12 protein-coding genes are annotated in these 13,229 nt (G+C 63.9%); 6 read left to right on the forward strand and 6 right to left on the reverse strand.

Annotation, left to right across the window (positions count from 1 at the left end):
- The first annotated feature begins 130 nt into the window (after positions 1-130).
- A complete protein-coding gene (locus ACFJI2_RS01375) occupies positions 131-973 on the forward strand; it encodes a DMT family transporter (protein ID WP_377703421.1) in 843 nt (280 codons plus the stop codon).
- A 102-nt stretch (positions 974-1,075) separates the two neighbouring features.
- Positions 1,076-2,014, forward strand: a complete 939-nt coding sequence (lpxC, locus tag ACFJI2_RS01380) for a UDP-3-O-acyl-N-acetylglucosamine deacetylase (protein ID WP_132136585.1) — start codon at positions 1,076-1,078, stop codon at positions 2,012-2,014.
- Here the strand turns inward: lpxC and ACFJI2_RS01385 are convergent, their stop codons facing one another.
- The gene (locus tag ACFJI2_RS01385) at positions 2,015-2,455 is read right to left on the reverse strand and encodes a DciA family protein (RefSeq protein WP_377703422.1); all 441 of its coding nucleotides are present in this window, start codon (positions 2,453-2,455) and stop codon (positions 2,015-2,017) included.
- Positions 2,456-2,752: 297 nt separating this feature from the next.
- Between ACFJI2_RS01385 and secA the strand changes: the two genes are divergently transcribed.
- Positions 2,753-5,506 (forward strand): preprotein translocase subunit SecA, encoded by a 2,754-nt coding sequence (gene secA / locus ACFJI2_RS01390; RefSeq protein WP_377703423.1) that lies wholly within the window; start codon positions 2,753-2,755, stop codon positions 5,504-5,506.
- A gap of 50 nt (positions 5,507-5,556) precedes the next feature.
- Here secA and ACFJI2_RS01395 read toward each other — a convergent pair whose 3' ends face one another.
- The 3 genes from ACFJI2_RS01395 to ACFJI2_RS01405 form a co-directional block, all read right to left on the reverse strand.
- Positions 5,557-7,500, reverse strand: a complete 1,944-nt coding sequence (locus tag ACFJI2_RS01395; protein ID WP_377703425.1) for an ATP-binding protein — start codon at positions 7,498-7,500, stop codon at positions 5,557-5,559.
- 193 nt (positions 7,501-7,693) lie between these two features.
- Positions 7,694-8,089, reverse strand: a complete 396-nt coding sequence (locus tag ACFJI2_RS01400; protein WP_377703426.1) for a hypothetical protein — start codon at positions 8,087-8,089, stop codon at positions 7,694-7,696.
- Positions 8,090-8,110: 21 nt separating this feature from the next.
- Positions 8,111-9,328, reverse strand: a complete 1,218-nt coding sequence (locus tag ACFJI2_RS01405) for a porin (RefSeq protein ID WP_377703428.1) — start codon at positions 9,326-9,328, stop codon at positions 8,111-8,113.
- Positions 9,329-9,639: 311 nt separating this feature from the next.
- Here ACFJI2_RS01405 and argJ point away from each other — a divergent pair, with 311 nt between their 5' ends.
- Genes argJ through mutT form a run of 3 tightly spaced genes read left to right on the forward strand, consistent with a single transcriptional unit; the run spans position 9,640 to position 12,175 of the window.
- On the forward strand, positions 9,640-10,878 hold the full coding sequence (gene argJ / locus ACFJI2_RS01410; RefSeq protein WP_377703429.1) for a bifunctional glutamate N-acetyltransferase/amino-acid acetyltransferase ArgJ: 1,239 nt from the start codon (positions 9,640-9,642) through the stop codon (positions 10,876-10,878).
- Between the two features lies 1 nt (position 10,879).
- Positions 10,880-11,761 carry an ATP-binding protein gene (locus ACFJI2_RS01415; protein ID WP_377703430.1) on the forward strand — a complete coding sequence of 294 codons (882 nt, stop codon included), beginning with the start codon at positions 10,880-10,882 and terminating at the stop codon, positions 11,759-11,761.
- Positions 11,762-12,175, forward strand: coding sequence for an 8-oxo-dGTP diphosphatase MutT (mutT, locus tag ACFJI2_RS01420; RefSeq protein WP_377703431.1), 414 nt, complete (start codon positions 11,762-11,764; stop codon positions 12,173-12,175).
- A 68-nt stretch (positions 12,176-12,243) separates the two neighbouring features.
- Here the strand turns inward: mutT and yacG are convergent, their stop codons facing one another.
- Together yacG and zapD are read right to left on the reverse strand one after the other, a co-directional pair.
- On the reverse strand, positions 12,244-12,414 hold the full coding sequence (gene yacG / locus ACFJI2_RS01425) for a DNA gyrase inhibitor YacG (protein ID WP_107876108.1): 171 nt from the start codon (positions 12,412-12,414) through the stop codon (positions 12,244-12,246).
- Positions 12,415-12,423: 9 nt separating this feature from the next.
- Entirely contained in the window at positions 12,424-13,179 is a 756-nt protein-coding gene (gene zapD / locus ACFJI2_RS01430) for a cell division protein ZapD (protein WP_107876110.1), read from the reverse strand.
- Between the last annotated feature and the right edge of the window lie 50 nt (positions 13,180-13,229).

Below are 13,229 nucleotides of genomic sequence, written 5' to 3' on the forward strand. Positions count from 1 at the left end.
AATAAAGTCCTTGCGCGGCGCGCACTGTGTGTAAACGCAACAGTTGCTATAATGGATCGCTCCCGCATCACGCCACGCGCAAGGAGCACCTCTGACACCGCAAGCCGAAAACCTGCGCAGCATCTACGCCATGCTGATCGCCGTCGCCATGTTCGCCCTGATGGACACGGCCATGAAACTGCTGTCCGCCCACTATCCCGCCATGCAGGTGACCGCGCTGCGCTCGCTGTCCTCGCTGCCGCTGGTGTGCGCCTACCTGGCCTACCGGGGCAAGTTCGGCGGCGTGCACAAGGTGCGCTGGCCGCTGCAACTGCTGCGCGGCGTGCTCGGCATCGGCATGCTCACCATGTTTGCGTACGCGCTGCGCAGCCTGCCGCTGGCCGACACTTATTCCATCTTCTTCATCGCCCCCGCGCTGATCACGGCGCTGTCGGTGTTCGTCCTGAAAGAGCGCGTGGACGCGATGCAGTGGGCCGCCATCGTGGTCGGCCTGGCCGGCGTGCTGGTGGTGCTGCGGCCGGACGGCACCAACTTCATTTCGCTGGCAGGACTGGCCGTGCTCGGCTCGGCCGCCTGCTACGCCGTGTCCGCCATTGCCAGCCGCATCCTGAGCCGCAGCGACGCCAGCGAGCACATCATGTTCTGGCTGCTGGTGATGATGGGCACCGGCTCGGTGGCCCTGTGCTGGCAGGACTGGGTCGCGATCCGTGCCGAGGACTGGCTCATCATCGGCGGCCTGGCGCTGAGCGGCTTCTTCGGGCAGCTGGCCATCACGGTTGCCTTCAGCCTGGGCAAGGCCTCCATCGTGGCGCCGTTCGAATACTCGGCGCTGGCCTGGGGCGTGGCGATCGACTGGCTGCTGTGGAACACGCTGCCGGACGCCTACACCCTGCTGGGCGCGGCCATCATCATCGGCAGCGGCATCTACCTGGTGCGGCGCGAAGCGGTGCACGCCGAGGCCGAACACCCCTGACGAACGGCCTGAGCCGCATTCGCGGATTGGCGTTCCCGCCTGGCCCCGAATGCGGCTCAGGCTGCTTCGGCGGCGGGCGGGCAAGTCCGATATAATTTGCAGATGTTAAAACAACGTACGATCAAAGAAAAAGTCTGCACCACCGGCGTGGGCCTGCACTCGGGCACCAAGGTGGTGCTCACCTTGCGTCCGGCCGCGCCCGGCGTGGGCGTGGTGTTCCGCCGCGTGGACCAGGAGCCGCCGGTGGAGTTCCCGGCCAGCGCCATGGCGGTCACCGATACCCGCATGGCCACCGTGCTGAGCAAGGGCGACATCCGCATCTCCACCGTCGAGCACCTGATGTCGGCCTGCGCCGGCCTGGGCATCGACAATCTTTACGTGGACGTGAGCGCCGAAGAAATCCCCATCATGGACGGCTCCGCCTCGTCCTTCGTCTACCTGCTGCAGCAGGCCGGCGTGCAGGAGCAGGACGCGGCCAAGAAATTCATCCGCGTGCTCAAGCCGGTGGAGGTGCGCGAGGGCAAGCCCGGCAACGAGAAATGGGCGCGCCTGGTGCCGCACGACGGCTTCAAGCTGGACTTCTTCATCGAATTCAACCACCCGGCGGTGGACGGCACGGCGCAGCGCGCCACCATCGACTTCGGCGACGTCACCTATGTGCAGGCGATTGCCCGCGCGCGCACTTTCGGCTTCATGCAGGACGTGGAAATGCTGCGCGGCATAGGCCTGGCGCGCGGCGGCTCGCTGGAAAACGCCATCGTGATGGACGAGTACCGCATCCTGAACGCGGACGGCCTGCGCTATGACGACGAGTTCGTGCGCCACAAGATTCTGGACGCGATCGGCGACCTGTTCCTGGTCGGCCACCCGCTGGTGGCCAGCTACGAGGCGCACAAGTCCGGCCACGCGCTGAACAACCAGCTGCTGCGCGCCTTGCTGGCGGACCCGCAAGCGTATGAAATCGTGACCTACGACACGGTGGAATCGGCGCCGGAATCCTACGTGCGCCAGATGACGCACGAGTGGGACCTGAATCAGTAATCAGTAATCCGGCCGGTCGCGGCGGCGCTGCACCAGCAACTGCAGCGCCTGGATCAGGCTGTCGTTCTGCTTGCTCTGCTCCAGCGACTTGCTCAATTCCTCGAAGGCGGTGACGGCCGTGGGCGGCAGGGTCAGCGCCCGCATCTGTTCCTTGATCTCGGCCGCCTTCATCATCTGCACGCGCAGCTTGATGTTGTTAATATGCCACCCCCGTTTCAGCAGCGCGTCCTGCAATTTCGGCAACTGCTGCTTGAGCTTGGCCGCCACGGCCGAGCTGGGCGTGGACAGCAGCAAATTGCCGTCCTCGAACGCCAGGATTTCGCACAGGCTGAACATGCTGGGCAGGGTGGCCGCGCAATCCTTTTGCAGCGCGGCCATGCGCTCGACGGCCGGCAGCAGGGCCGCCATCTTGTCATTTCTTTTCAGAAAGTCGGTGGCCACCTTGGGTGTCCGGCCTTGATTGAGGGAATTGAAGAAGCGCATGGGCCGAAACATACCACAGCCCGCCTGCCAGCCCAAGCGAACTGAGCCGCATTCGGGGTCTGACCCCGAATGCGGCTCAGTTCGCTTGGCGCTTCGCGCGGTTTGGCGCTAAAAATTCTGATTAGTTACAATCCTGGCTATTGTTATAAAGGGCAATAACCCTATCTTCGCCGGACGGCGTGATAAAATCATCGGTCTTTTGCCCCCGGCAAGCTGAGCACCTTACACCATAGCTTTTTTTAACGGCGTTAACCAATGTCCTTACTGACCCAGATTTTCGGCAGCCGCAACCAGCGTCTGCTCAAGCAATATCAAAAAACGGTACGCGAAATCAATGCGCTCGAGCCGGCCATGGAAAAGCTGTCGGATGCCGAGCTGCAAGCGAAAACCCCTGCTTTTAAAGAACGCATCGCCAACGGCGAGTCGCTCGACGCGCTGCTGCCGGAAGCCTTTGCCGTGTGCCGCGAGGCGTCCAAGCGCGTGTTCAAGATGCGCCACTTCGATGTGCAGCTGATCGGCGGCATGGTGCTGCACTTCGGTAAAATCGCCGAAATGGGCACCGGCGAGGGCAAGACTCTGACCGCAACCCTGCCGGCCTATCTGAACGCACTGTCGGGCAAGGGCGTGCACATCGTGACCGTCAACGATTACCTGGCGCAGCGCGATGCCGAGACCATGGGCAAGCTGTACGCCTGGCTGGGCCTGACCACCGGCATCAACCTGTCGCAGATGGAACATGCCGCCAAGCAGGCGGCCTACGGTTCCGACATCACCTACGGCACCAACAACGAATTCGGCTTCGATTACCTGCGCGACAATATGGTGTTCGAGGCGCGCGACCGCGTGCAGCGCGCGCTGAACTTCGGCATCGTCGATGAAGTCGACTCGATCCTGATCGACGAAGCCCGTACCCCGCTGATCATCTCCGGCCAGGCCGAGAACCACACCGACCTGTACTACAAGATCAACGAAGTGCCGAAGATGCTGACCCAGCAGATCGGCGAGGAAACCTCGGACGGCAAGGGCAAGATCGAAGTGCCGGGCGATTACACCAAGGACGAGAAGGCGCATTCGGTGCTGCTGACCGAAGCCGGCCACGAGAAGGCCGAAGGCATCCTGGTGCAGATGGGCCTGCTGCCGGAAGGCGCCTCGCTGTACGATTCGGCCAATATCACCCTGGTGCACCACCTGTACGCGGCGCTGCGCGCGCACGCGCTGTACTTCAAGGACCAGCACTACGTGGTGCAGAACAATGAAGTGGTGATCGTCGACGAATTCACCGGCCGCCTGATGACGGGCCGCCGCTGGTCGGACGGCCTGCACCAGGCCGTGGAAGCGAAAGAGGGCGTGAAGATCCAGAACGAGAACCAGACCCTGGCCTCGATCACCTTCCAGAACTACTTCCGCATGTACGGCAAGCTGGCCGGCATGACCGGTACCGCCGACACCGAAGCCTACGAATTCCAGGAAATCTACGGCCTCGAGACCGTGGTGATCCCGCCCAACCGTCCTTCGCAGCGCAAGGACAAGCAGGACCAGGTCTACAAGACCAACCAGGAAAAGTACAACGCCATGATGCTGGACATCCGCGACTGCTACGAGCGCGGCCAGCCTGTCCTGGTGGGCACCACCTCGATTGAAAACTCGGAACTGCTGTCGGGCATCCTCACCAAGGGCGGCCTGCCGCACAACGTGCTGAACGCCAAGCAGCACGCCCGCGAAGCGGAAATCATCGCCCAGGCGGGCCGTCCGCAGGCGATCACCATCGCCACCAACATGGCCGGCCGCGGTACCGACATCGTGCTGGGCGGTAACGTGGAAAACCAGATCAAGTTCATCGACGCCAACGCCGAGCTGAGCGACGCCGACAAGGCAGCGCAAGCCCAGGCGCTGCGCGACGGCTGGCAGGCGCTGCACGAGCAAGTGGTGGCCGCCGGCGGCCTGCACATCGTGGGCACCGAGCGCCATGAATCGCGCCGCGTGGACAACCAGCTGCGCGGCCGCGCCGCCCGCCAGGGCGACCCGGGTTCCTCGCGCTTCTACCTGTCGCTGGACGATCCTTTGCTGCGCATCTTCGCGGGCGACCGCGTGCGCGCCGTGATGGACCGCCTGAAGATGCCGGAAGGCGAACCGATCGAAGCGGGCATCGTGTCCCGTTCCATCGAGTCGGCGCAGCGCAAGGTCGAGGCGCGCAACTTCGACATCCGCAAGCAGCTGCTGGAATACGACGACGTTGCCAACGACCAGCGCAAGGTGATCTACCAGCAGCGTAACGAACTGCTGGAAGCGACCGACATTTCCGAGATGATCGCCTCGCTGCGCCACGGCCTGTTCACCGACATCGTGCGCGAATACGTGCCGGAAGAGTCGGTGGAAGAGCAGTGGAACATCAAGGGCCTGGAAGCGGCGCTGGCCACCGAATGGCAGGTGCAGGTGGACCTGCAGGGCGCGCTGGCGTCCGATGCCAGCCTGAACGACGAGGAAGTGCTGGAGAAGGTGCTGGCTGCGGCCGACGCGGTGTACCAGGCCAAGATCGACATGGTGGGCAAGGAGGCGTTCGGCGGCTTCGAGCGCAACGTCATGCTGCAAAGCGTGGACAGCCACTGGCGCGAGCACCTGGCCGCGCTGGACCACCTGCGCCAGGGTATCCACCTGCGCGGCTATGCGCAGAAGAATCCGAAGCAGGAATACAAGCGCGAGGCGTTCGAGCTGTTCGGCCAGATGCTGGACCTGATCAAGAACGAAGTGGTGCGCCACGTGATGACGGTGCGCATCCAGTCGCGCGAGGAAATCGACGCGGCCGAGGCAGCGATGCAGGCTACCCACCTGGAAAACGTGCACTACCAGCACGCCGACTTCAATCCGAACGCGGCGCCGGAAGAACTGCTGGCGCCGACGGCGGCAGCGCCTGCGCCGGCCACGGACGACGGCCTGCGCGTGGGCCGCAACGATCCTTGCCCTTGCGGCAGCGGCAAGAAGTACAAGGCTTGCCACGGCAAGCTGGCCTAAGCTGCAGTAAGCTGCACCCCAAACTAAAAACCGGAGCCTGGCTCCGGTTTTTATGCCCGCACCGGCGAGCTGCGCGGAATGACGATGCGCACCGTCGTGCCCTGGCCCGGCTGCGACTCCACGGCCACCCGCCCGCCCAGCACGCCGGTGACAATGTTGTACACGATGTTCATGCCCAGCCCGGTGCCGCCGCGCCCCATCTTGGTGGTGAAGAAGGGATCGAACACGTGGCGCCGCACCTCGTCGGGCATGCCGGCGCCGTTGTCGCTGAACACCACTTCCACCATGGCCCCGTCCAGCTCGCGCGCGGTGATGCCGATGGCGCAATCGCCGTGGTCCTCGAAGGCGTGCGCCAGCGCGTTGTTGATCAGGTTGTTGAAGATCTGGTACCAGCTGCCCGGATAGGAATCCAGCACCAGGCCGGGCGGCACGTCGAAGGTGGCGCCGCACTGCGCGCGGCGCAGCCGCGGCATATAGGTGGCCGCCGTGTCTTCCACCACCGCCTGCAGCTTGAACACGCGGCGCTGGTCGCTGGTCTGGTCCACCGCGATCTGCTTGAACGAGGCGATCAGGTTGGCGGCCTTGTTCAGCGAGCTGGAGATCAGGGCCGAAGCCAGCTTCACTTCCTCGTTGTAGGCGCTGAGCGTGGAGCGGCGCAGCGTGCCGCCGCTGAGCATCGCTTCGAATTCCGTCACGCGGTCGCCCAGCGCGGTCGAGGCCAGCAGGCTGTTGCCGATCGGGGTGTTGAGCTCGTGCGCGATGCCGGCCACCAGCGAACCGAGCGAAGCCATTTTCTCGGACGCGATCAGGTCGTGCTGGGTGCGCTGCAGGGTTTGCAGCGCGTGCGACAAGTCATCATTGGCGCGCTCCAGCTCGGCCGAGCGCTCGCGCACCCGGCTCTCCAGCGAGGCGTTCAGTTCCTCCAGTTCCTGCTTGGCTTTCAGCTCGGCCGTCATATCCAGCAGCGCCCAGATGATGGCGTCCTTGCCGTCCAGGGTCAGCGAGGACGACCAGATCGCCACCTGGCCGGCCCCGCCGTCGCGCAGCGCCATGCTGGCCACTTCGCCATGCACGCTGCCGTTGCGCATGTACAGCTGCCAGATGCGCTCGCGCTCCTCGGGCGCGCCCCAGAAAGTGAAGGCGTCCGAGCGCTTGCCGATCAGCTGTTCCTCGCCGTAGCCGAAGGCGCGCGTGAGCGCCTGGTTGGCGCCGATGATGTGGCCATGGCGGTCGGTCACGCTGAGCGGCAGCGGTGCCATGTCGAACAGGGTCTTGAAGCGCGCCTCCGATTCGGACAGGCGGCGCTGCGACGCTTCCAGCTGCAGCACGCGTTCGCGCAGCGCCACGCTCATCGAGGTGAGCGAGCGCGCGTACACTTCGATCTCGTCGCCGTCGCCCTCCGGCGGGCTGCGGCCGAAGGCGCTTTTCATCATCTGCTCGGCCTGGGCGGTGAGGGCGCGCAGGCGCCGCCCTATGCCTTGCGTGAAGGCGAAGAACAGCAGCACGCCCAAGCCCAGGCCGACCAGCGAAATCAGGCCGGACTGTAACAGCACTTCGTCGCGTGCCTTGTCCAGCTCGCTGGTGGAAATGCCGAAGTTGAGCGAGCCGATCTGGTTATCCTTGAGCAGCATGGGCGCGCGCGCGTGCAGCGTGCTGCCCAGCTGCCAGGTGCGCACGCCGTTCATGACCGGCGCGGTGCCGTTGCGCAGCGCCTCGGGCAGCTCGGCCGGGCGCTCGCCGGCGGTGGCCACCGGTTCGTCGTTCTGGTCCAGCACCACGATGTAGCGCACGAAGCTGTCCTGCGGGTCGGACAGCATCTCGGTCCAGTAGTCGTTCAGCTCGCTGAGCCGGCCGCGGATGGCGTAGGGGCTGAGGGTGAGGTTGAGCGTGACGGCGTATTCATGCGCCACGCGCTCGGCGTTCTTGCCGACCGCGTTGTCCATGACGCGCTGGCTGTTGCCGATCAGGAGCGCCACCACCAGGGCCTGGACCATGGCACTCAGCAACAGAAACTTCGCACGCAGCGATAAACTCACACCCACTCCTTGCTGTCCAGGACGCCCGCCGCCCGCAGATAGCAATATACCGCATGCAACTACGTCAAGGGAGTGCCGTGGCGGCCCCGCAGGCTGCGGAAGTAAAAACGCCCGCCGGCTTGCGCGGGCGGGCGTGCTGCATGGGCAGCGCTTACGGCAGGGTCAGGATCACCTTGACGGTGTCGTCCACGGCCGACTTGTCGATGTAGCCGATGGCTTTGGGGTCGTCCGCCACCGCCTTCTTCACCTCGGCGTTGGACTTGTATTCCTTGGGCGGCGTGGCTTTGCCGGTAAACACCAGCTTGGACCAGATGGCCTTGACCTGAGCCGCGTCCTTCTCGGCGACCTTCTGGTAGAAGTCGTTGCGGATGTGCGAGCCTTCGGCCTGGTCCACTGGCGTGAACATATTCGATTTACCCAGGAAGAACTGGGACGCCTGCTCGGAGAACATGCGCGTGGCTGGATTGGCCTTGTTGACGATCACCACCGTCTCGGCGGAGGCCGGTACGGCGGCCGCGGCGAAGGCGGCCAGGATCGCGGAAGTCATTATTTTTTTCATGGAGTCACCTTAGAATACGAAGTCCAGACCGGCTGCAACCACGGTCACGCTGTCTTTTTGGCCGGTGGCCGGCGCGAAGATCAGCTGGCCCGATTTGACCTTGGGCTTGACGCGGTCAATCTGCACCTTCAGCGCCATGGACTTGGCGAAGTCCCAGCGCACGCCCACCAGGTTGGTGGACTGCTCGGGCGAGATCAGCAGGTTGTTGACGGCCGCGTTCAGCGCCGGGATCTTGGCCAGCGCGGCCGGCACGGTGATCGACGTGCCCGCGCCCTTGCTGGCGGCGTGCGCGAAGTAGGGCAGCACTTTGCCGAAGCGGTAGCCGGCCATGGCGTACCAGGAATTGGTTTCGGGGATGTAGACCGGGTCGTGCGCGCGGCGCTGCGCGTATTCCGACTGGATCACGATGTTGTTCCAGTCCACCGTCAGGCCCAGTTCGGTGAAGCTCATCTTCTTGCCTTCGACGATGCCCAGGTCGCGGCCCAGCTGGCCGAAGCCCACTTGCGTCAACGTGGCGGCCAGGCTGTTAATCGGCAGCAGGTTGTCGCTGTGCAGTTCGGCGCGGGCGTGGCCCAGGCGCACGGTGACAGGGCCGTGCTCGACCGTCAGGCTGATGCCCTGGGCCGGTGCGCGGTACTTGGCCACCGAACCGCCGGCGGTCGGCACGAACAGCTTGCCGCGGCTGGAGCCGAAGAAGGCTTGCGCGGTGAAGTTGGTGTCGCCGAAGGCGTGCTGGTAGTTCACGTCCACGCCGTCCACGTTCTCGATCGGGTCCTGGCCGTAGACTTCGATCGGCGGACGCATCATGGTGTTGGCGTAGCCCACGTTCTGGTAGTCGGAAATCAGGAAGGCCGGGATGACAACGCGGCCCACGCGCACATTGATCTCGTCGTTGACCTTCATCTTCAGGAAGGCCCAGGTCAGGTCGGTGGTGAAGCTGGGACTGGTGTTCTTGCGGGTCAGTACCTGCGCGGTGCCGGACAGCCAGTCGTTGATTTTGTAGGTGGCTTGCAGGCCGAGATTGGTGTCCAGGCCCAGGCGCGGGCTGTCGCCGATGCCGGTGGCCTGGTTGTAGCGCGCGAACTGGGCGGTGTCGGTGTCGCTCTTGGCCGCGGCCAGCGTGCCGAAGCCGCTGATGCTCAGGTTGCCGTCGTCCAGGGAGCCTGCCTGGGCTTGCATGACGCCGCAGGCCGCCAGGACGGATGCTACTAGAAGTTGCTTTTTCATCGTACGGATTCCAATCACTTTATTTTTCAAAAGAAGCGGCAAGCACGGGGCACCGCATGCGTCGCTAACCTTAGATGAATTTCTTTCAGGCATGATTGAGAAATCGTTGTACCGAATAAGTACTCTAAATTTTTGTCGCTTTTTAGCGATGTTTTGTGAGCTTTTCGCTATCGTTGCCGTATTTATAGGCGATCTTTTGCGGCGGCTGGGAAAATAGTGCAGGTTGGGAATGTAACTGAAAGTAGTCAACCGCATGGGCTGGCTGTAGGTATTACAATAACGGCTTCCCTTACACTAGCCCGAGAACCCACATGGCCGTCAATTCCCCCATTCCTGTCGCTGCTGATCTGAAGCCGGTTGCCGGTATCGAGATCGGCTTTGCCGAAGCCGGCATCAAGAAGCCGAACCGCAAGGACTTGCTGGTGCTGCGCCTGGCGCCGGGCGCCACCGTGTCCGGCGTGTTCACCTTGAACCGCTTCTGCGCCGCGCCGGTGCAGATCTCGAAGGCCAACCTGGCGGCGGTGAACGCCGGCGGCCAGCCCATCCGCGCGCTGATGGTCAACACCGGCAACGCTAACGCGGGCACCGGCGACGAAGGCCTGGCGCGCGCGCAGCAGAGCTGCTCCGCGCTGGCCGAGCTGCTGGGCTGCGAGGCGGGCCAGATCCTGCCGTTCTCCACCGGCGTGATCCTGGAACCGCTGCCGGTGGACCGCATCGTGGCCGGCCTGCCGGCGGCCGTCGCCAACCTGACCGGCGACAACTGGTTCAACGCGGCCGAAGCCATCATGACCACCGACACCCAGCCGAAAGCCGGCTCGCGCACGGTGGACATCGCCGGCCACCAAGTCACGCTGACCGGCATTTCGAAGGGCGCCGGCATGATCAAGCCCAATATGGCCACCATGCTGGGCTTCCTGGCCGTCGACGCCAAGGTGGCGCAGCCGGTGCTGGACGTGCTGGTCAAGCAGGCTGCCGACCAGTCCTTCAACTGCATCACCATCGACGGCGACACCTCCACCAACGACTCCTTCATGCTGATCGCCACCGGCGCCGGCACGCTGGAAGTGAACTCGGTCGACTCGCCCGAATTCAAGGCTCTGGCCGCCGCCGTCACCGAACTGTCCGTCTTCCTCGCGCAAGCCATCATCCGCGACGGCGAAGGCGCCACCAAGTTCATGACGATCACGGTGGAAGACGGCAAGAACATGGAAGAATGCCGCAAGATCGCCTATTCCATTGCCCACTCGCCGCTGGTGAAGACCGCCTTCTTCGCCTCCGACCCCAACCTGGGCCGCATCCTGGCCGCCATCGGCTACGCCGGCGTGGACGACCTGGACGTGAGCAAGCTCAACCTCTACCTGGACGACGTGTGGGTGGCCAAGAACGGCGGCCGCAATCCGGACTACAAGGAAGAAGACGGCCAGCGCGTGATGAAGCAGAGCGAAATCGCCGTGCGCGTGAAGCTGGCGCGCGGCGACGCCCAGGCCACCGTGTACACCTGCGACCTGTCGCACGACTACGTCAGCATCAACGCGGACTACCGTTCCTGATATGGCGACGCCCCTCGAACAGTTCCTGGTGCGCGCCGAGGCCCTGCTGCAACGGGTGGAGGCTATCCTGCCGCAAGCCCCGCGCGAGCCGGACTGGAAGCTGGGCTACGCCTACCGCTGGCGGCGCCGGCATGGCGGCGTGAGCCACCTGCAGGCGGTGGCGCATGTGTCCAGCATCGCGCTCGACGACTTGCACAACATCGCCCCGCAAAAAGCCGCCATCGAGCAGAATACGCGCCAGTTCGTGTCCGGCCGCCCGGCCAACAACGTGCTGCTCACCGGCGCGCGCGGCACCGGCAAATCGTCGCTGATCAAGGCATGCTTGAACCAGTTCGCCGAAGATGGGCTGCGCTTGATTGAAGTCGACAAGGCCGACCTGGCCGAGCTGCCGGACATCGTGGACCTGGTGGCGGGCCGGCCCGAGCGCTTCATCATCTTCTGCGACGACCTGTCGTTCGAAGAGGGCGAGAGCGGCTACAAGGCGCTCAAAGTCGCGCTGGACGGCTCGATCGCCGCGCAGTCGAACAATGTGCTGATCTACGCCACCTCCAACCGGCGCCACCTGATGCCGGAGCGCATGGCCGACAACATGAGCTACACGCATGACGAGGACGGCGACCTGCACCCCGGCGAAACGGTGGAAGAGAAGATTTCGCTGTCCGAGCGTTTCGGCCTGTGGCTGTCCTTCTACGCCTTCAAGCAGGACGACTATCTCGACATCTGCGCGCACTGGCTGGCCAGCTTCGGCTGCACGCCGGCGCAAGTGGAAGCGGCGCGCGGCGACGCGCTGCGCTGGGCGCTGCAGCGCGGCTCGCGCTCCGGCCGTGTGGCCTGGCAGTTCGCCAAGGATTACGCCGGCAAACTACCCGAAGAAAGCAAGTGAATGACTGACAAGAAGGTGGATGTCGCGGTCGGCATCCTGATCAAGCCCAACGGCGACGTGCTGCTGGGCCAGCGCCCGGCTGGCAAGCCCTACGACGGCTACTGGGAATTCCCCGGCGGCAAAGTCGATCCGGGCGAAACCGTGCTGGAAGCGCTGAAACGGGAGTTCGTCGAAGAGCTGGGACTGACGGTGAACAGCGCGCAGGAATGGTGCGGCGTGGAATACGTGTACCCGCACGCCCACGTGCGGCTGCACTTCTACATCAGCCGCGACTGGCACGGCGAACCGCAAAGCCTGGAAGGGCAGGCGTTCGCGTGGCAAGGCACGGTCGGCGTCGAGCCGCTGCTGCCGGCCACGATACCGCTGCTCGAATGGCTGGACCAGATCCGCCACGATCCGGCAGCGCTGCCGTAAAAAAAATAAATGGGGTCAGGGTTAGTTTTCGCGCGCGCGAAAACTAACCCTGACCCCATTTTTTCGTTTTATTCCTCGTCGAGCGGATCGCGCGGCGGCGCGGCCGGGATGGCGTATTTTTCCTCGGCCCAGGCGCCCAGGTCGATCTGCTTGCAGCGTTCGGAACAGAAGGGGCGGTATTTGTTCTTTTCGGTCCACTCCACTTTGGCGGAGCAGGTCGGGCATTCAACTACGGTCATGGCTGGTCTTTAAAAATTACAGAGTGTGAGCTCGAATGGTACATCTTCTTCCAGCGGCTTGGGTTTCAAATCGCCACCCTGGGTGGTGAAGCGTACCCACAGCATGTATTTGTTGGCCGAGATTTCGGGGATGGCGCCCATCGATTCGTCCAATGTCAGGCGCAGCATCTGGTAGACCTTGCCTTGCAGCATTTGCTGGTAGCTGCCGGCGCTGGCGATCATTTTCACCGGGCCGCCCGAGTCGCGCAGCAGGCGCAGCACCAGGGCCAGGGCGTCGAACAGCGGGGCCAGCGGCGCGAACCAGCCGGCGATGTCGTTGAAGCGCTGTTCGGCGCTGCGCTTTTGCCAGGCGTAATAGGAGGGCAGGTCGAATTCGCAGGCGCCGCCGGGGATGATGGTGCGGCCGCGTATGCTCATCAGCCATTCATTGTCGCGCACGTTCTGGCCGGTTTTGCCTTGCGCGGCGACCAGGGCGCTGCTCACGCTGTCCAGCTCGGACAGGATGGCGTCCAGCGTTTCGGCCTGTACATTCGGGTTGGAACGGTAGCTCAGCAAAGTCTGGCGCTGGCGCTCCAGTTCCTGCAGCAGGTCCGACTTCAGGTCGGCCCGGCCTGCCACTTCGAGCATGTCGAAGATCGTGGCCAGCGCGACATGGTGCTGCATGGGGTGTTCTTGATGCACAAAGAACTTGAATTTCTCGTACAGGTCTTCCAGCCGCAACAACGTGCGTATGCGCTCGTTGAAAGGGTATTCGTAGACAATCAAAATGACTTCCCTCTATAGATGGGCCTGCAAAGAATTCCGTGATTCTGAAC

Source organism: Pseudoduganella sp. UC29_71 (genome assembly GCF_042693265.1).
Taxonomy (GTDB): Bacteria; Pseudomonadota; Gammaproteobacteria; order Burkholderiales; family Burkholderiaceae_D; genus Rugamonas.

Coding starts and splice junctions, on each gene's coding strand:
- ACFJI2_RS01375 (WP_377703421.1), top strand. CDS start 131: ATGCTGATCGCCGTCGCCATGTTCGCCCTGATGGACACGGCCATGAAA.
- lpxC (WP_132136585.1), top strand. CDS start 1,076: ATGTTAAAACAACGTACGATCAAAGAAAAAGTCTGCACCACCGGCGTG.
- secA (WP_377703423.1), top strand. CDS start 2,753: ATGTCCTTACTGACCCAGATTTTCGGCAGCCGCAACCAGCGTCTGCTC.
- ACFJI2_RS01395 (WP_377703425.1), bottom strand. CDS start 7,500: ATGGTCCAGGCCCTGGTGGTGGCGCTCCTGATCGGCAACAGCCAGCGC.
- ACFJI2_RS01400 (WP_377703426.1), bottom strand. CDS start 8,089: ATGACTTCCGCGATCCTGGCCGCCTTCGCCGCGGCCGCCGTACCGGCC.
- ACFJI2_RS01405 (WP_377703428.1), bottom strand. CDS start 9,328: ATGAAAAAGCAACTTCTAGTAGCATCCGTCCTGGCGGCCTGCGGCGTC.
- argJ (WP_377703429.1), top strand. CDS start 9,640: ATGGCCGTCAATTCCCCCATTCCTGTCGCTGCTGATCTGAAGCCGGTT.
- ACFJI2_RS01415 (WP_377703430.1), top strand. CDS start 10,880: ATGGCGACGCCCCTCGAACAGTTCCTGGTGCGCGCCGAGGCCCTGCTG.
- mutT (WP_377703431.1), top strand. CDS start 11,762: ATGACTGACAAGAAGGTGGATGTCGCGGTCGGCATCCTGATCAAGCCC.
- yacG (WP_107876108.1), bottom strand. CDS start 12,414: ATGACCGTAGTTGAATGCCCGACCTGCTCCGCCAAAGTGGAGTGGACC.